This window comes from Cryobacterium arcticum, assembly GCF_001679725.1.
In the GTDB taxonomy this organism is placed as follows: Bacteria; Actinomycetota; Actinomycetes; order Actinomycetales; family Microbacteriaceae; genus Cryobacterium; species Cryobacterium arcticum_A.
Window position 1 is genome coordinate 3657817 of record NZ_CP016282.1, and the last position, 16425, is coordinate 3674241.

Here is a 16425-nt window from a genome sequence, read left to right on the forward strand (position 1 = left end):
AAGGAACCCCATGACCCGAGTCACAGTTCTCGCCGGCGGCGTCGGTGGCGCCCGCTTCACTCGCGGGTTGTTGCAGTACCTGGCATCCGAGGACGCGCGAGATGCGGCGAATAGCCCCTTCGGCGGCGCGGAAGGCGCACTTTCCGGCACCTCGGCGGAGGAGCAGGCCAGCGAGGTCACCGTGATCGTCAACACCGGCGACGACATGTGGCTCGACGGGCTGCGCATCTGCCCCGACCTCGACACCGTGATGTACACCCTCGGCGGCGGCATCAGCGAGGAACAGGGCTGGGGTCGCGCCGAGGAGTCCCGGCGTACCTCCGCCGAGATCGCCGCGTACGGCCGTGGCTGGTCCTGGTTCACGCTCGGCGACCTCGACCTGGCCACCCACATTGTGCGCACTGACCTGCTCAAGAACGGCGCCACGCTCAGCGCCGCCACCGAGTTCCTCTGCCGCCGCTGGCAGCCCGGCGCCCGGCTGCTGCCGATGAGCGACCAGTTCGTGGAGACCCACGTGCGCCTGGCCGCGGACGCCGATGAGCACCGCGCCGGCGACCTCATCCACTTCGAGGAGTGGTGGGTGCGCTACCGCGCCACCGTGCCCGTCACCGAGTTCGTGCAGGTGGGTCTGGCCGACGCCGTCGCGGCGCCCGGCGTGCTCGAGGCCATCCGTGATGCCGACGTGGTGATCCTGCCGCCATCGAACCCCGTCGTGTCCGTGGGCACCATCCTCGCGATTCCGGGCATCCGGGATGCCCTGCGCGCCACCTCGGCCCGCGTGGTGGGCATCTCGCCCATCATCGCCGGCTCCGCGGTGCGCGGCATGGCCGACGCCTGCCTGAGCACGATCGGCGTCGAGACGTCGGCACTCGCGGTGGGGCTGCACTACGGCTCCCGCCAGGGCGACGGAGTGCTCGACGCCTGGCTGGTCGACGAGACGGATGCCGCGGCCGTGCCCGCGCTCGAGGCCGCCGGCATCCGCTCGGCCGCGGTGCCGCTCTGGATGACGGATGTGGCCGCCACAGCTCAGATCGCGGCCGAGGCCCTGCGCAGCGAAGTGGCCACCCGATGACCGGTCCGCTCGACCCACCGGTCGGCACCGGTGGGGACCACGCGGCACCCGACGCGCTTCCGGTCGCCGAGTTCGCGTTCCCGGGCCCGCTCCGGGACCGGCTCGTGGCGGCGATTCTGGACGGCTCGAAGACCTCGACCACGTCCACGCTGGTGGAATACGGCATCGAGGATGAGCCGCTGCCCGAGGTCGGGGCCCGCCAGGTGCTGATCGACTCCGCCGGGCAGCCGGTGGCGGTCATCGAGACGACGGCGGTGCAGGTGGTGCGGCTGGCCGACGTCGACGTGCGCCATGCCCGCGACGAGGGCGAGGGCCACGACTCGGTGGCCGGTTGGCGCGCCGCCCACGAGGCCTTCTGGACCAGCCCCGACATGCGCGGCTATCTGAACGACCCCACCTTCAGCGTCACCGATGACACCCCGGTGGTGCTCGAGCGGCTGCGCGTGGTGGAACTCCTGCCCGGCGAACAGCCGCGCGCCTGACCTCGCGGCCGACCGGCCGGCCAACTGGCCAACTGGCCGACGCCCCGTCGGCCGGTCGCTCGGGCACTCCCCCGCACCGGCCGCCTGCGCTACTCTCGCCTACGTCGCACAGCCCCGCGGTCGCCCGACCGCACCCGAGCGAAGGGCAGCCGCATGCCAGCAACGTCCCCGCTACCGCGCATCCACGGCATCTGGCCCGGCGGAATGCCGTACCTCGCCGTCGGGTCCGGCACCCCGCTGCTCTTCCTGCCCGGCCTCACCCCCAACCACGAGCCACCCACCGGCGCCGACCGCCGATTCCAGACCCGGATGCTGCTGCCCTTCGCCGCCACCCGCCGGGTGTGGTGGGTCAACCGGCGGCCCGGCCTCGACCCCGACGCCACCATGGCTGACATCGCGGCGGACTACGCGCTCGCCATGCGGCAGCGCTTCGACGGCCCCGTCGACGTGATGGGACAGTCCACCGGCGGAAGCGTGGCGCTGCAGCTCGCGGCGGATCATCCGGATCTGGTGAAGCGCCTTGTTATCGTGTCGGCCGCGCACCAGTTGGGCATCGAGGGCCGCGACACCGCGATGCGGGTCGCCGATGACGTGCTCGACGGCCGGCCGCGCACCGCCTATGCCGAACTCATGCGGATGCTCGGGTCGGGTGCCGGGTCACAGCGGGTGCTTTCCGGCATCGGCTGGCTGCTCGGCAAGAACTACTTCGCCCACGCCACTGCCGACCTGATGACCACCATCCGGGCCGAGGACGGTTTCGAGCTGTACAGCCGGTTGGGTGACATCACCGCACCCACCCTCGTGGTGGGCGGGGAACGGGACGCGTTCTACACGCCGGAGCTGTTCCGGCAGACGGCGGCGGGGATCCCCCGCGGCCGGCTCGCCCTCTACCCGGACCGAGGGCACCTCGCCACGACGAGCGACCCACGGTTCGTCTCCGACGTGCTCTCCTTCCTCGACCCGCCCGACGAGCCCGCCGACGACCCGGCAGGCACGCCGACCGCCGAGCGTCCCCACGATGCACCCGCCCGGCCGGGCGACGGCGGGCCCGACCAGCCGAGCGCCTCGGCCCGACCGCGCTCCGATCACGATGACCTGGCGCGCTGACCGCTCCCCGCCCACGGCCGCGGAGGGCGCGACGGCGTGGCATGCCGCCTGGCATCCGCTCTACCGGGTGGGCGGGGTGGCCGCCCTGCTCTTCGTGCTGATGCTGTTGAGCGCGCTGGTGCTCGACGTGGTGGCCCCGCCGCCGGTGACGGGCAGCGTGGACACGCTGCTGTTCATCGCCGACCATAATGCCGTTTACATCGCCCAGCAGGTGCTCTGGATCGGGCCCGGCTACCTGATGGTGTTGGTCTTCGTTGCCCTTGGGGTGGCGCTGGCGCCGGTGGGCCGCAGTTGGGCACTGCTCGCCGGGCTGCTCGGTGCGCTGCCCTGGGCGCTGTCGCTCGCGATCCCCGTCTCCACCCGGGGGTCGCTGATCCTGGTGACGCTGAGCGTCCGGTTTGTGGCGGCAGCGGCGAGCGAGCGGCCCGCCATCGTGGCGGCGGCCGAGGCCGTGGTCGCGGAGAACAACACCCTGACGCTGACCGGCCCGCTCTCGGCCATCGGCCTAGTCGTGGCCGCGATGGTGATGACCCGGGGCGTGTTCCCCGCGATCCTGGGCTGGCTCGGCGTCGCCGCCGGCGTGCTGGGGGTGGCCGCGGAACTGCTGCGCTTCGTCGTGCCCGACCTGTACCTGGGCGCACTGCTGCAGTGGGTCTGGGTCGTGTGGACTGGGCTCGTGCTACTCCGCCTCGGCCCGTCACACCCCACAACCGCCCCGGCCCCACCTCGATCCAAGGCAGGGCAGGGCAGCTGAGTCGGCGGCGTCATTGCCGCCACTACTGTGACGCGCAACGGGGCGGATTCGTCACGACCCGGCCGGAAATACGTCCATGCGCGGAGGGCCCGGGTCGCTACAGTGAGTGGCACGCACCTCCCTCGACGAAGTGAGCACAGTGCCAGAAACCCGCGACGCGGCCCGGCCGGCACCGCCTGTCCGTGCATTCCTGCCCATCCTCGTGGTCGGTGTGATCCACCTGGGCGCCATCCTGCTGTCGCTCGACGGCGTCGTGGATTGGACGAAGCCGCTGCTCATGCCGGCGCTGGCGATCGGGCTGCTCTGGGCCGCGCCACAGCGTCGCTCGCCCGCGATCCTGCTCGGCACGCTCGCCCTCACCCTCTCCTGGCTGGGCGACATCACCCTCCGATGGTTCGTCATCGGGCTGGCTTGCTTCCTGCTGGCGCACATCGTCTACCTGATGCTCTTCGTCACCCGGCTGGCCGTGCACCGGATGCGCTGGTGGGCCCTCGTCTACGCGGTCTGGCTCGTTGTGCTGCTCACGCTTCTCGCACCCGGCACCGGCGCGCTGCTGATTCCGGTGATCGCCTACGGCACCGTGCTCTGCGCCATGGCAGCTGTCGCCTCCCGGTGCAACCGCTGGGTCGCGGCCGGCGGGGCGCTGTTCGTGGCCTCCGACTCGATCCTGGCGCTGAACAAGTTCCTGCCGGGTTTCGACCTGCCCCTGGCGGATTTCCTCATCATGGTCACCTATCTCGCGGCGCAGACCCTGATCGTGTGGGGCATCCTGCGGCACGAACGGGCTCGGGTGGCGGCGCCGGTGGTCGCTTCCACCGCCGGGTGATGGCCGCACCGGGCGCCTGATTCCCGACCGGGCCTGCGCACACGCGGAGGTCACCTGACATGTCGGGCGGCCGGGGCTCCGCCGGGCGACGGCCGAGATGTCATTCCCGGGGATGACCTGCAGGACACCGAGGGTGGACGCCGTTTCACGAGGGGTTTTCTAGCCTCGAAGTAACGCATCCCGCGCATCGGCTCCCGATCGAATCGACCCCATGGACCTGCTCACCGACTTCCTGCTCGCCGCCGTGAGCTCGCCCTGGGTCTACCTTGTGGTGTTCGCCGTGGTTGTGATCGACGGGTTCTTTCCGCCGGTGCCGAGTGAGAGCATCGTCGTGGTCGCTGCCGCGCTCGGTGTGAGCGCGGGCACGCCCAACCCCGTGGTGATCGTGGTGCTGGCGGCCGTCGGCGCCGCCATCGGGGACAACATCGCCTACTGGCTCGGTCGGCGGATCGGTATCGATCGGTTCCGATGGATGCGCGGCCGGCGCACCGCCGCAGCACTCGACCGGGCGGGCCGCGGCCTCGCTCTCCGGCCGGCCAGTCTGCTCCTCGTTGCCCGGTATATCCCGGTGGGCCGGGTGGCCGTCAACATGACGGCCGGGGCCACAGGTCTGCCGCACCGGCGATTCTGGCCGCTCACGGTGCTGGCCGGAGCCTGTTGGGCGGTGTACTCGGTGCTCATCGGCATCCTGGCCGGTAACGCGTTCCGGGACCAGCCCATGTTGGGTGCCACCATCGGCGTAGTGCTCGCCCTCTGCCTCGGCGTGCTGGTCGACCGGGTCGCAGCAGCGATCGCCCGCCGCCGGGCCTCGGCACGGCCAGGACTCCCCACCCGCCCGCAACCCTCGCGAACTGGGAGCTAAGCCCCGCTTTCGGGCATTTTTGGGGGTCTAAGGCCCAGCTCGCGAAGGGTTAGTGGCGGCGCTCAGAGCCGTCGAGATTGTGACCGTGGAGTGGCTGCGTGCGCCGCAAATCGGGCGGGCCGATGCTCATCCGCCGATGTAGGACATCTCGATCTTGGTACCCGTGGATCGCACCGCGCCGGTCTGGGCACTGCGCAGCTGGGAGGCGCGGTCGGTGCGCTGGCGCCAGATGGCGCCCATGGCAGCGGACAGCTGCTCGTCGCTGCTGCCGTCGCGGAGCAGCGCGCGCAGGTCGTGTCCCTCGCTGGCGAACAGGCAGGTGAAGAGCTTGCCGTCGGTGGAGACGCGGGCGCGCGAGCAGGTGTGGCAGAACGACTGGGTGACGCTGGAGATGAGGCCGATCTCGCCCTCGCCGTCGACGTAGCGCCAACGCCGGCTGGTCTCGCCGGTGTAGTTCGGCGCCACTTCTTCCAGCGGCAGTTCGGCGTGGATGCGGCCCAGCACCTCGCTGGACGGCAGCACGGCGGCCATGTCCCATCCGTTACTCGTGCCCACGTCCATGAACTCGATGAAGCGCAGGATGTAGGGGGTGCCCTTGAAGTAGCGGGCCATGTTGACGATGTCGTGGTCGTTCTGGCCGCGCTTGACCACCATGTTGATCTTGATCGGGCCGAGGCCCACGGCGTGCGCGGCGTCGAGGCCGGCCAGGATGCGGGCGACCGGGAAGTTGACGTCGTTCATGGCGCGGAAGGTGGTGTCGTCGAGCGAGTCGAGCGAGACCGTCACCCGCTTGAGGCCGGCGTCCTTGAGCGCCTGGGCCTTCATCGCCAGGGCCGAACCGTTGGTGGTGAGGGCGATGTCGACCGGGCGTCCGGCAGGGGTGCGTAGTTCAGCGAGCATCGCGATGAGTTCTTCGAGGCCCTTCCGCAGCAGGGGTTCGCCGCCGGTGAGCCGGATCTTTTCGACGCCGTGCGCCACCGAGATGCGGGCCAGACGGGTCATCTCCTCGAAGGAGAGCATCTCGTCGCGCGGCATGAAGGCGAAGTCCTTGCCGAAGACCTCCTTGGGCATGCAGTACACACAACGGAAGTTGCACCGGTCGGTGACCGAGAGCCGAAGATCGTGCAGCGGCCGGTTGAGGGTGTCGACGAGCGGCGCATCCGTGTGCAGGGCAGGTGAAGCCGGCACTTCACCGGCCTGAAGCCTGACGAAGGGTACGGGGAGCGGTGTACCGGACACCTATCGACCCTAACCCCGAATCCTCCACGTTCCTCGCGTTGCCGAGGCCGAGCACTCCGTTCGCCCTCCCCGCACTCCCGGTGGTGCATAATTCCTGCGGCTTTAGTCGCCCGGTGAATCCTTGCAAGTAGTCCGAGGCGCCCGGCTCGGTAAGAGGAAAATTGTATGAGTTATGCACATGCTCGACCGGGTTCACGGATGTGCGTGGCCGTGGCGCCGTCTCGCCACACCAGGGCTGGGATCGAGGCCCAAAAAACTTATCCACAAGTTGAGTTTTGCTCACACGAGGATGCGAGATCGGGCTAGATTCGGGGCATGGCAATCCAGTCGAGCATCGCAGACACGTTCACCGTCGGGGACCCTCCCGACGGTGCTTTTCGTGTCGGCGTTGGGGCTGCTGAAGGTGCTACTGAGAGGCCTGCTGACCTGGCGACCGATGCTGCTGGTGACGGTGGCGACGGCCTCGTGGTCGCGGCGGCGAATGTGGCCCGGTTGGGCTGTTCGAGTGCCGATTACGACGCCCTCTCGGATGCCGACGTGCTGGCCGGGCAACAGACCCTCGCCCGCGCGCAACGGGAGCTCGACACCCGGAAGGCGTGGATGGCGAAGACTCTCGCGCAGCGGTCCCGGTGGGAGTTGGGCCAGGCGGGCCTGGCCAAGAAGCAGGGGTTCCTCTCCCCCGAAGCGTTGATCCAGGAGTTGACCGGCGCGAGCAAGGTCGAGTCCCGCAAACTCGTCGGCGTGGGCCAGATGCTCGCCGAGGCCGAAGCCGCCGAGACACAGGCCGCCGAAGCCGAGGCTGAGGCCGCCCGCCGGCTCGTCGACGAGGCGGTGACCGGCCCGCTTGATCCCGACACGGCCGACACAGCACTGGGCGGCGCTGCCCTGCTGCCGGCACCGTGGCACGCGCCGATCAGCCGCGCGGTCAACGCCGGCACCCTCTCCGTCGACGCCGCCCACGCGATCCGCACCGGCCTGGGCGACATCGACACCGTCGTCACCGGACCGGTCCTCTCCGACGCCCTGGAGGGGTTACTCGCCGACGCCGGGACGATGAACGTGGACCAGCTCCTCAAACGCGCCCGGCAGACCCGGGACTCCCTGGACGAAGCCGGCATCCGGGTGCGAGAACAGAAAGCCTGGGACGACCGCTACCTGCGCATCTGGACCCTGAACACCGGCCAGGTCCGCGTCGACGGATTGTTCCCACCGGAACAGGGCGAATTCATCAAGGCAACCTTCGACAGCCTCACCAGCCCCCGCCGCGGCGGCGTGCGCTTCGTCGACACCGACCGCGCCGCCTGGGCCAAACGCGTCCAGGACGACCCCCGCAGCACCACCCAGATCACCTGCGACGGCTTCATCGACCTCCTCCAGGCCGGCACCACCATCAACCCCAACGAGATGCTCGGCGGCCGCCGCCCCACCGTGCAGATCCTCACCAGCGCCACCCCCGCAGCCCGCCCCGCCGCCACTCCGGCCCCGACCGACCGGCCCGAAGCCACCGAAGCCCCGACCAGCGGCACCCCCGCCACCCCGAACCCGGCCGGCGACACCATCAAGACCACCGATACCGCCGGGTTCACCGGGTCCACCGGGTCCACCGGGTCCACCGGGTCCACCGGGTCCACCGCGCAGCCTCGACCACCCGGGCCAGCGGCACAGACCGGGCCCTGCCCAACGGACAGCCCGTACCCGCCGGGGTTCCTCCGCGACGCCGACACCATCCTGGTCTGCGAACCCGGACAACCCGGCCACGGCTACCTCGAAGGCAACACCGCACCCCTCTCCCAAGAAACCATCGAACGCCTCATCTGCGACTCCGCCACCATCGAGATCACCGTCGACGACCTGGGCCGACCCCTCGACGTCGGCCACGAACAACGCCTCTTCAACCGCGCCCAACGCCGCGCCCTCGCCGCCCGCGACGGCGGCTGCCGCTGGCCCGGCTGCGACCGCCCACCCGCCTTCACCGAAGCCCACCACATCCAACACTGGAAACGCGACCACGGCCGCACCGACATCAACCAAGGCATCCTGCTCTGCCACGCCCACCACATGCTGCTCCACAACCAAGGCTGGCAAATCTTCGAAAACACCGGCCAGTACTGGCTCCGACCACCAGCCAGCATCGACCCCGGCCAGACCCTCATCAACATGCCCAGCCACACCCCGCCCCACACCACCTGACCCACGCTGGGTCGCGACCACACGCTGAACGAGCTTGACGAGATCCCGCCCGCCGATACGCGTTCTCGAGCAACGTCACCAGGTCTACTTCGACAAGCTCAGCACGGTGTCGACAAGCTCGACCGACGAAGCGGGAACCGTCCGCACGCACGTCACCAGGTCTCGACAAGCTCGACCAACGAGTGGGAACGAACCGCAGGCGGGCTCACCGGGACTACTTCGACAAGCTCAGCACGGCGTCGACACGCTCGACCGACGAAGCGGGAACCGTCCGCACGCACGTCACTGGGTCTCGACAAGCTCGACCGACGAAGCGGGAACCTTCCGCAGGGACGTCACGGGGTCTCGACAAGCTCGACCGACGAAGCGGGAACCGTCCGCACGCACGTCACTAGGTCTCGACGAGCTCGACCGACGAAGCGGGAACCGTCCGCGAGCACGTCACTAGGTCTCGACAAGCTCGACCGACGAGGTGGGAACCTTCCGCAAGCACGTCACCATGTCTCGACAAGCTCGACCGACGAGGCGGGCACCATCCGCAGACGGGCTCACCCGGTCTACTTCGACAGGCTCAGCACGGCGTCGACGCGCTCGACCGACGTGGCGGGAACCTTGGGCAGGCTCGTCCCGCGGGATCGAACTGAGCTCGTCGGCGGCGGGGTTGCGCGCTAGGGTCTGTGCGTGATGAACGACGACCACGGCTGTTGCGCTCCCAGACACGAGGCGTTCGTCGGCGCATCCGGGTCTGGCACGGCACGGGACGGCGACCACGGCGATGACGGCAGCAGCAGCGGCAGCGGCAGCGGCGGCGGCGGCGGCGGCGGGATATCGTCGGCGACCGCTGCGCCGTCGACCGGCAGCCGGCACGACATCGAGCAGGCGGCGGTGCCCGGCCAGTCGTTCCGGATGGGCGACGGTGATGGCGCGGGCAACCCCGGCGACGGTGAGACTCCCGTGCACGAGGTCTGGGTGGATGCCTTCTCGATCGATGCCACCACGGTCACCAACGCCGCTTTCGCCCGGTTCGTCGCCGACACCGGGTATGGCACCGAGTCGGAGGTGTTCGGCTATTCGGCGGTGTTCCACCTGGCGCTGGCCGCCGAACTCGACGACGTGGTGGGGCAGCCGCCGCAAACCCCGTGGTGGTTGGGCGTTCGCGGCGCCGACTGGGCGCATCCGGCGGGGCCGCTGTCGTCGTTGGCCGGGCTCGCCGAGCATCCGGTGGTGCAGGTGAGCTGGAACGACGCGCAGGCCTACTGCGCCTGGGCCGGCCGACGTTTGCCCACCGAGGCCGAGTGGGAGTGCGCGGCCCGGGGCGGCCTGGCCGGCGCCCGGTATCCGTGGGGCGACGAGTGGGACGAGGGGCAGCGCTGCAACATCTGGCAGGGCCGGTTCCCCGCAGTGAACACCCTGGCAGACGGCTGGCTGACCACGGCTCCGGTGCGGGAGTTCGAACCGAACGGGTACGGGCTCTGGCAAAGCGTCGGCAACGTCTGGGAGTGGTGCGCCGACTGGTGGGCCGAGGGCTACTACGCCGCCTCCCCCGCCCACAACCCGGCCGGGCCCACCAGCGGGGATCAACGCTCCATGCGGGGCGGCTCGTATCTCTGCCACGACTCCTACTGCAACCGGTACCGCAACTCGGCCCGGGCCTCGAACACCTCCGACTCGGCCGCCGGCAACGTGGGCTTCCGCACGGTCGCGCTCGCCTGAACATCCGTCGCCCGCGGCGCGAGCATCCGTCGATCGCGGCTGAACATCCGCGGCCCGCGGCTTGAAGAGGGGCCGGAGCGGATATACAGTCGCTCGCGTCGGCGTCCGCCGACGTGTGGGCCCTTCGTGGGGCGGCTCCCTCCATCGTGAACATCCGCTGTGAAACGGAGAACCCCATGCCCGTACCGTTCAGAGGCATCATCAACGTCGACATCCGCGACTCAGAGCCGGACTGGGCGCCGTTCGAACCGCCCAAGGCGCCCGCCGGCTCCCCCAACGTGGTCTACATCGTGCTCGACGACGTGGGCTTCTCGGCCATGTCCGGTTATGGCGGGCCGATCCAGACCCCGAACATCGACCGGGTGGCGGATGCCGGGGTGCGCTATACCCAGTGGCACACGACGGCGCTCTGCTCGCCGACCCGCTCGTGCCTGCTCACCGGGCGCAACCACACCCGCAACAGCATGGCCTGCATCACCGAGGCCGCGATCGGGTTCCCGAACGCGAGCGGCACCATCCCGCCGGAGAACGGGATGCTCCCCGAGATCCTGGGCGAGCTCGGCTGGAACACCTACATGGTGGGCAAGTGGCACCTCTGCCCCGACGACGAGATGAACGTGGCCTCCACTCGGCGCAACTGGCCCACCGGGCGCGGCTTCGAACGCTGGTACGGCTTCCTCGGCGCCGAGACCAACCAGTGGTACCCCGAGCTGGTCTACGACAACCACCCGGTCGACCAGCCCGCGCTGCCCGAGGACGGTTATCACTTCTCGGTCGACATCACCGACAAGGCGATCGAGTTCATCAAGGACTCCAAGGTGATCGCCCCCGAGAAGCCGTTCTTCCTCTACTACGCACCCGGGGCCGCGCACGCACCGCACCACGCGCCCAAGGAGTGGGCCGACAAGTACCGCGGCCGGTTCGACATGGGTTACGAGGCGATCCGGGAGGAGACCCTGGCCAGGCAGAAGGAGATGGGCATCGTGCCGGCCGACACCGAGCTGCCGCCGTTGAACCCGCTCGGAACGCCGGACACCCGCTCCGGCCCCGACGGCCAGCCGTTCCCGCTGATGGACCTGACCCGGCCGTGGGATTCGCTCTCCGCCGACGAACAGCGCCTCTTCGCCCGCATGGCCGAGGTCTACGCCGGGTTCCTCTCCCACGCCGATCACCAGATCGGCCGGCTGCTCGACTACCTCGACGAACTCGGCGAGCGCGAGAACACCCTGGTCATCGTGGTGTCCGACAACGGCGCCAGCGGCGAGGGCGGCCCGAACGGCTCGGTCAACGAGATGAAGTTCGCCAACGGCATCCCCGACGAGATGGCCGACAACCTGAAAATGCTCGACGAGCTCGGCGGCCCAGCCACCTACAACCACTACCCGAACGGCTGGGCGATGGCGTTCAACACCCCGTTCAAGATGTGGAAGCGCTACGAGTTCAACGGCGGCACCTGTGACCCCTGCGTGATCTCCTGGCCGGCCGGGATGCCCGCCCGCGGCGAGCTGCGCGAGCAGTATCACCATGCGGTCGACATCGTGCCGACCATCCTCGACGTGCTCGGCGTGCAGGCTCCCGAACGCCTCAAGGGGCACGTGCAGAGCCACATCGACGGGGTGAGCATGCGCTACGGCTTCGCGGATGCCGACGCCCCGACCACCCGCCGCACCCAGTTCTACTCGATGCTGGGTTCCCGCGCGGTCTGGCACGACGGGTGGAAAGCCATCACCACGCACCCCACCCTGAGCGGCTGGAGCCACTTCAACGAGGACGAGTGGGAGCTGTACCACACCGATGTGGACCGCGGCGAGCTGCACAACCTGGCGGCCGAGCATCCGGAAAAGGTGCGTGAACTGGAGAACCTGTGGTTCGCCGAGGCCGGGGCGAACGGGGCCTTCCCCTTGGACGACAGGTCGGCATTCGAAATCTTCGTCACCCCACGGCCGGTGCTCTCCCCGCCGCGCAACCGGTACGTCTACTACCCGGACACCGCTGAGGTGCCCGAGTCGCAGGCGGTGAACCTGCGCAACCGCTCGTTCGTGATCGGCGCCCTGGTGGACCTTCCCGCGCCGGGCGCCTCGGGTGTGCTCTACGCGCAGGGGTCGCGGTTCGGCGGCCACGCCCTCTATGTGGCCGACAACCGGCTGCACTACGTAAACAACTTCGTGGGCCTGTTCGAGCAGAAGATCGACGCAGACGTCGACCTCCCGCTCGGCGAGAACCTGATCCTGTCGGCCTCCTTCGACAAGGACGGCGAGGACCCGCCGCACGTGGCCACAGGCGTCCTGAGCCTGTACTACGGCGAGACGAAGGTGGGCGAGGGCCGCATCAAGACCCAACCGGCCAAGTTCTCGATCGCGGGCGAGGGCCTCAGCGTTGGGCGGGACAGCGGCGAGGCCGTCACCGGATACGCCGGCACCGCGCCGTGGACGTTCACGGGTGGCACCATCCGCCGGGTGGCCGTCGACGTGAGCGGCGAACCGTATGTGGACCTCGAACGCGAGGCCCAGGCGATGCTGATGCGGGAGTAGCCCGGCCGCGGATTCCCGCGCGGACGCTCTGCCTCTGGCAGGGCCGAAAGTCACTCGGCCCTGCCAGGGGCAGACTGTACGCTGGGCAGGCTGCCGCATCCGTCACCCGGATAGCAACCGCGCCGTGGCCCCCGGGCCACCCGCCGCCCTGCCACGTCTGGAAGGACACCGCACCATGCCCGCGATCCCGGCTGACGCCTCCACCGCGATCGTCATCGTCGTGCTCGTCGTGGTGCTCGTGGTGGTGCTGTTCATCGTGCGCTGGGCGCGCAAGAGCCGGTCGGCGGATGCCGCCGGGGTCGCCGCGACGACGGCCGATGCCCGCGAGACCGTCACAGCGGATGCCGGGGCGGCTGCGGGCCCTGATGCGGGCGCTTCGACCACGGACGAAGCGGCTGTTGGAGAGGCGCAGCCGAAGACCGTGCTGGACTACATCGACGACCGCACCATCGTGCTCGATGTCGACGACGCCGACCGGGACGCCGTCATCCGTCGTCTCGCCCGTCTCATGGCCGCGACCGGCCGGGTCGTCGATGAGGACGCCGTGGTGCGCGCCGCGCTCGAGCGCGAGCTCATCAGCACAACCGGCATCGGCGACGGCATCGCCATCCCGCACGCGACCACCGACGCCGCCACCTGCCCGGTGCTCGCCTTCGCCCGCAGCCGCAACGGCGTGGACTGGAACTCACTCGACGAGGCGCCGGCCCACCTGATCTTCATGATCGCCGTACCCGAATCGGGCGCCGGCACCGAACACTTGCGGGTGCTGGCCCAGCTCTCCCGCAGCCTGATGAAGCCCTCGTTCCGCGCCTCCATCGAAATGGCGGTCACCCCGGCCGACGTGCTCGCCGCGCTGGCCGCGACAGTGCGTCCGACTGGTTCCGCGCCGCTCTAGGCCGCGCCGGGCACCCGGCCACGCCGCGGGGCCACCAGCCCAACGCCTAGTGCTCTCACCCCGAGCGGGCCGACGATGAACCCGGGCTCACCCGAGGTCGGGGGTTTCCGTGGGCATCGGCTGCGACCGGGCGATCAGGGCGCTGGTGTGCGCTCCGACGCCGCGGCGCAGGACCTCGGCGAGGTTGGCGACGGTGTCGACGTCGCGGCGGATCGACGCCGTGGCGGGCAGGTCCAGCGGCACGTGACCGGCCGCCTCGTGCGCAGCGCGGGAGCCCGGACCGAACCTCGGCACCAGGCGCAGGCCGGCGCGGGCGAGCAGAGTGGTGGTGCCGGTGCCCTCTTCGTCGGCGACCATCGCACGGTCGTGGGCGGATGCGGCGGTGAGGGCCGTCTCGACATCCGCCACGGTGAGGGCGGGCAGGTCGCCCGTGAGCACCGCGACGTTGCTCCGGGGATACAGCTCCTGAGCCACTCGCACACCCTCGGCGATAGCGGCGTTGAGCGGGTCGCGAGGAGCCGCGAAGTTCCCGCTCCCGGCATCCGAGGGGGATGTTTGCGGTGACTCGGGCACGATTTGGGCGCCCAGGGCGGCCAACGGCCCGGCGGCAGCGGGGTCGGCCGTCACCACGATGACCCGCCGCACCATCTCGGCCGCGAGCAGCGCCGTCACGGTGTCGAGCGCGAAGGCCTCGGCGAGCGCACCGCGCGCCGGGAAGGGCTCGGGTAGCTCCCCCAGCCGGCTCTTGGCGCGTGCACTGCCCTTGACGGGCACCACGCACACCCAGCTCACCGGGATGCGGTTCCGCGAGTTGCCACTTCAGGCCCATCCGCGCTGTCTGAGGGGGCCGCAACTGGCAAGTCACTCGCGGGCGTCTCGCGAGTTGCCGCAAAGTGCCCCGTGGGGAGCTCTGAAGGGGGACTTTGCCGCGACTCGGCGGACGGAATCTCGCGAGTTGCCGCGGCCTCCAGCCCGGCCGCGTACCCCTCCGCGTAGGCCTCCGCGCTGCCGACGCGGAACATGTCGTTCGCGCTGTCGCGCAGCAGGCGCCTGGCGCCGCGGTCCCCCGCGTCGATCGGGCCCACCAGCTGTGCAAGCCCGCGCACCACGGCCACGGGGTTGCCGCTGGTCTTGCCCTTGATGAGGTCGGCGGCCCCGGCTATCTCGTCCGCGACCGCGGCGACGGTGACGTCGAGCCGGCGACCGTGCGCATCCGTCGTGCCACGCAGGTCGTCGAGCACGGCCACGCCCGCCGCGCCGATGGCGATGTCGGTCTGCCCGTCACGCCACGGGCGGCCCACGGTGTCGGTGATGAGCACGCCCACCCGCAGCCCGGTGGCCTCCCGAACGGCGGTGCAGAGGGCGCGGGCGGAGGCATCCGGGTCGACCGGCAGCAGCAGCACGGTGCCCTCGGTCACGTTGCTGGCGTCCACCCCGGCGGCGGCCATCACCAGGCCCTGCCGGTTCTCCACGATGCGAGTCACGCCGCCCGGATGCGCACGGGTCGCCACCACGCGCACGGTCTCGTCGGTGATCGCCTGCTCCCGGTCGGTCGCGGCGACCTGGCGCCCCTCGGCCTTGGAGACGATCTTGCTGGTCACGGCCAGGATGTCGCCATCGGCGAGCAGGGTGCCGGTAGCAGCCAGGATGATCGCGGCAAGGTCGTCGCCGGCGCGGATCTCGCCGATTCCGGGCAGCACGAATACCTCAAGCCGGGAATCCGGCCGGGCCGCACCGGAAACGCCCATCGCTACCGGGCGAGCTTCGGCAGCACGTCGCGGCCGAACACGTCGATCCACTGGCGCTGGTTGCGGCCCACGTTGTGCAGGTAGATCTTGTCGAAGCCGAGGTCGACGAACTTCTGGATGTACTTGCGGTGCTCGTCGGGGTCGGCGGAGATGATCATGCGGCCCTCGAAGTCCTCCGGGCGCACCATCTTGGCCATCTGCTCGAACTCGAACGGCGAGCGGATGTCGCCCTTGGGGAACTTCATGCCGCCGTTGGGCCACTCGTGCAAGGCGTTGCGCATGGCCTCTTCGTCGGTCTCGGCCCAGCTCATGTGCAACTGCAGCACCTTGGGCATGGTCGACGGGTCCTTGCCGGCTTCCCGGGCGCCGTCGTCGAACTTGCCGAAGAGCATCGAGATCTTCTCGAGCGGGGCGCCCACCGTGATGAGGCCGTCGGCATGCCGGCCGGCGCGCTTGGCCGTGACCGGCCCGGCGGTGGCCACGAGGATCTCGGGCGCGACCTCGGGCATGGTCCACAGGCGGGTGGATTCGAGCTTGTAGAACTGGCCGGAGTGCTTGACGTCCTTGCCGGCGATCGACGCCGCGAACAGCTTGGAGATGATCTCGATGGCCTCGAACATGCGGTTGATCCGCTCGGGAGCTTCGGGCCAGTAGCCGCCCACGATGTGCTCGTTGAGCGCCTCACCGGAGCCCAGCCCCAGCCAGTGCCGCCCCGGGTACATCGAGGCGAGCGTGGCGGAGGCCTGCGCGACCATGGCGGGGTGCCAGCGGAACGTGGGCGCGGTGACGCCCGGGCCCATGTCCCCCTTGGTGCGTTCGCCGATCGCGGCGAGCACGCTCCACACGAACGAGGATTCGCCCTGGGCGGGCACCCACGGCTGGAAGTGGTCGGCCGCCATCACGCCGGAGAAACCGTGTTCCTCCGCGTACGCCGACAGGGCCACCGCCTCGGCGGGGGCGAACTGCTCCAACATGGCCGCGTAACCGATCTGCAATTCCGACATGC

Annotated in this window: 14 protein-coding genes; 10 read left to right on the forward strand and 4 right to left on the reverse strand. The window is 70.1% G+C overall.

Going from position 1 to position 16425, the window contains the following annotated elements:
• Positions 1-10 precede the first annotated feature (10 nt).
• The 6 genes from cofD to PA27867_RS16645 all read left to right on the forward strand — a co-directional run bounded on the left by cofD (position 11) and on the right by PA27867_RS16645 (position 5103).
• Entirely contained in the window at positions 11-1072 is a 1062-nt protein-coding gene (gene cofD / locus PA27867_RS16620) for a 2-phospho-L-lactate transferase (protein ID WP_066598190.1), read from the forward strand.
• Positions 1069-1554 (forward strand): ASCH domain-containing protein, encoded by a 486-nt coding sequence (locus tag PA27867_RS16625; RefSeq protein WP_066598191.1) that lies wholly within the window; start codon positions 1069-1071, stop codon positions 1552-1554. Before cofD ends, PA27867_RS16625 begins: the two co-directional genes overlap by 4 nt.
• 153 nt (positions 1555-1707) lie before the next feature.
• Positions 1708-2661: an alpha/beta fold hydrolase gene (locus tag PA27867_RS16630; protein ID WP_236900749.1), complete on the forward strand. Its 954-nt coding sequence runs from the start codon at positions 1708-1710 to the stop codon at positions 2659-2661.
• Positions 2645-3415 carry a DUF4386 family protein gene (locus PA27867_RS16635; RefSeq protein ID WP_066598193.1) on the forward strand — a complete coding sequence of 257 codons (771 nt, stop codon included), beginning with the start codon at positions 2645-2647 and terminating at the stop codon, positions 3413-3415. Before PA27867_RS16630 ends, PA27867_RS16635 begins: the two co-directional genes overlap by 17 nt.
• A gap of 139 nt (positions 3416-3554) precedes the next feature.
• Positions 3555-4241, forward strand: a complete 687-nt coding sequence (locus PA27867_RS16640; protein WP_066600204.1) for a lysoplasmalogenase — start codon at positions 3555-3557, stop codon at positions 4239-4241.
• 211 nt (positions 4242-4452) lie between these two features.
• Positions 4453-5103, forward strand: a complete 651-nt coding sequence (locus PA27867_RS16645; RefSeq protein ID WP_066598194.1) for a DedA family protein — start codon at positions 4453-4455, stop codon at positions 5101-5103.
• Between the two features lie 126 nt (positions 5104-5229).
• On the opposite strand, the gene moaA is transcribed toward PA27867_RS16645, so the two are convergent.
• Positions 5230-6291: a GTP 3',8-cyclase MoaA gene (gene moaA, locus PA27867_RS16650; protein WP_236900750.1), complete on the reverse strand. Its 1062-nt coding sequence runs from the start codon at positions 6289-6291 to the stop codon at positions 5230-5232.
• 366 nt (positions 6292-6657) lie between these two features.
• Here moaA and PA27867_RS16655 point away from each other — a divergent pair, with 366 nt between their 5' ends.
• The 4 genes from PA27867_RS16655 to PA27867_RS16670 all read left to right on the forward strand — a co-directional run bounded on the left by PA27867_RS16655 (position 6658) and on the right by PA27867_RS16670 (position 13671).
• The gene (locus tag PA27867_RS16655) at positions 6658-8532 is read left to right on the forward strand and encodes an HNH endonuclease signature motif containing protein (RefSeq protein ID WP_157109271.1); all 1875 of its coding nucleotides are present in this window, start codon (positions 6658-6660) and stop codon (positions 8530-8532) included.
• Between the two features lie 684 nt (positions 8533-9216).
• A complete protein-coding gene (locus PA27867_RS16660; RefSeq protein WP_084021258.1) occupies positions 9217-10245 on the forward strand; it encodes a formylglycine-generating enzyme family protein in 1029 nt (342 codons plus the stop codon).
• Between the two features lie 176 nt (positions 10246-10421).
• Positions 10422-12776, forward strand: coding sequence for an arylsulfatase (locus PA27867_RS16665; RefSeq protein WP_066598197.1), 2355 nt, complete (start codon positions 10422-10424; stop codon positions 12774-12776).
• 175 nt (positions 12777-12951) lie between these two features.
• Entirely contained in the window at positions 12952-13671 is a 720-nt protein-coding gene (locus PA27867_RS16670; protein ID WP_066598198.1) for a PTS sugar transporter subunit IIA, read from the forward strand.
• Positions 13672-13758: 87 nt separating this feature from the next.
• On the opposite strand, the gene cofC is transcribed toward PA27867_RS16670, so the two are convergent.
• Genes cofC through PA27867_RS16685 form a run of 3 tightly spaced genes read right to left on the reverse strand, consistent with a single transcriptional unit; the run spans position 13759 to position 16423 of the window.
• Positions 13759-14463 (reverse strand): 2-phospho-L-lactate guanylyltransferase, encoded by a 705-nt coding sequence (cofC, locus tag PA27867_RS16675; RefSeq protein ID WP_066598199.1) that lies wholly within the window; start codon positions 14461-14463, stop codon positions 13759-13761.
• Positions 14460-15419 (reverse strand): coenzyme F420-0:L-glutamate ligase, encoded by a 960-nt coding sequence (locus tag PA27867_RS16680; protein WP_066598200.1) that lies wholly within the window; start codon positions 15417-15419, stop codon positions 14460-14462. The genes cofC and PA27867_RS16680 overlap by 4 nt, the downstream gene beginning before the upstream one ends.
• Positions 15420-15421: 2 nt before the next feature.
• Positions 15422-16423 (reverse strand): TIGR03557 family F420-dependent LLM class oxidoreductase, encoded by a 1002-nt coding sequence (locus tag PA27867_RS16685; RefSeq protein WP_066598201.1) that lies wholly within the window; start codon positions 16421-16423, stop codon positions 15422-15424.
• Between the last annotated feature and the right edge of the window lie 2 nt (positions 16424-16425).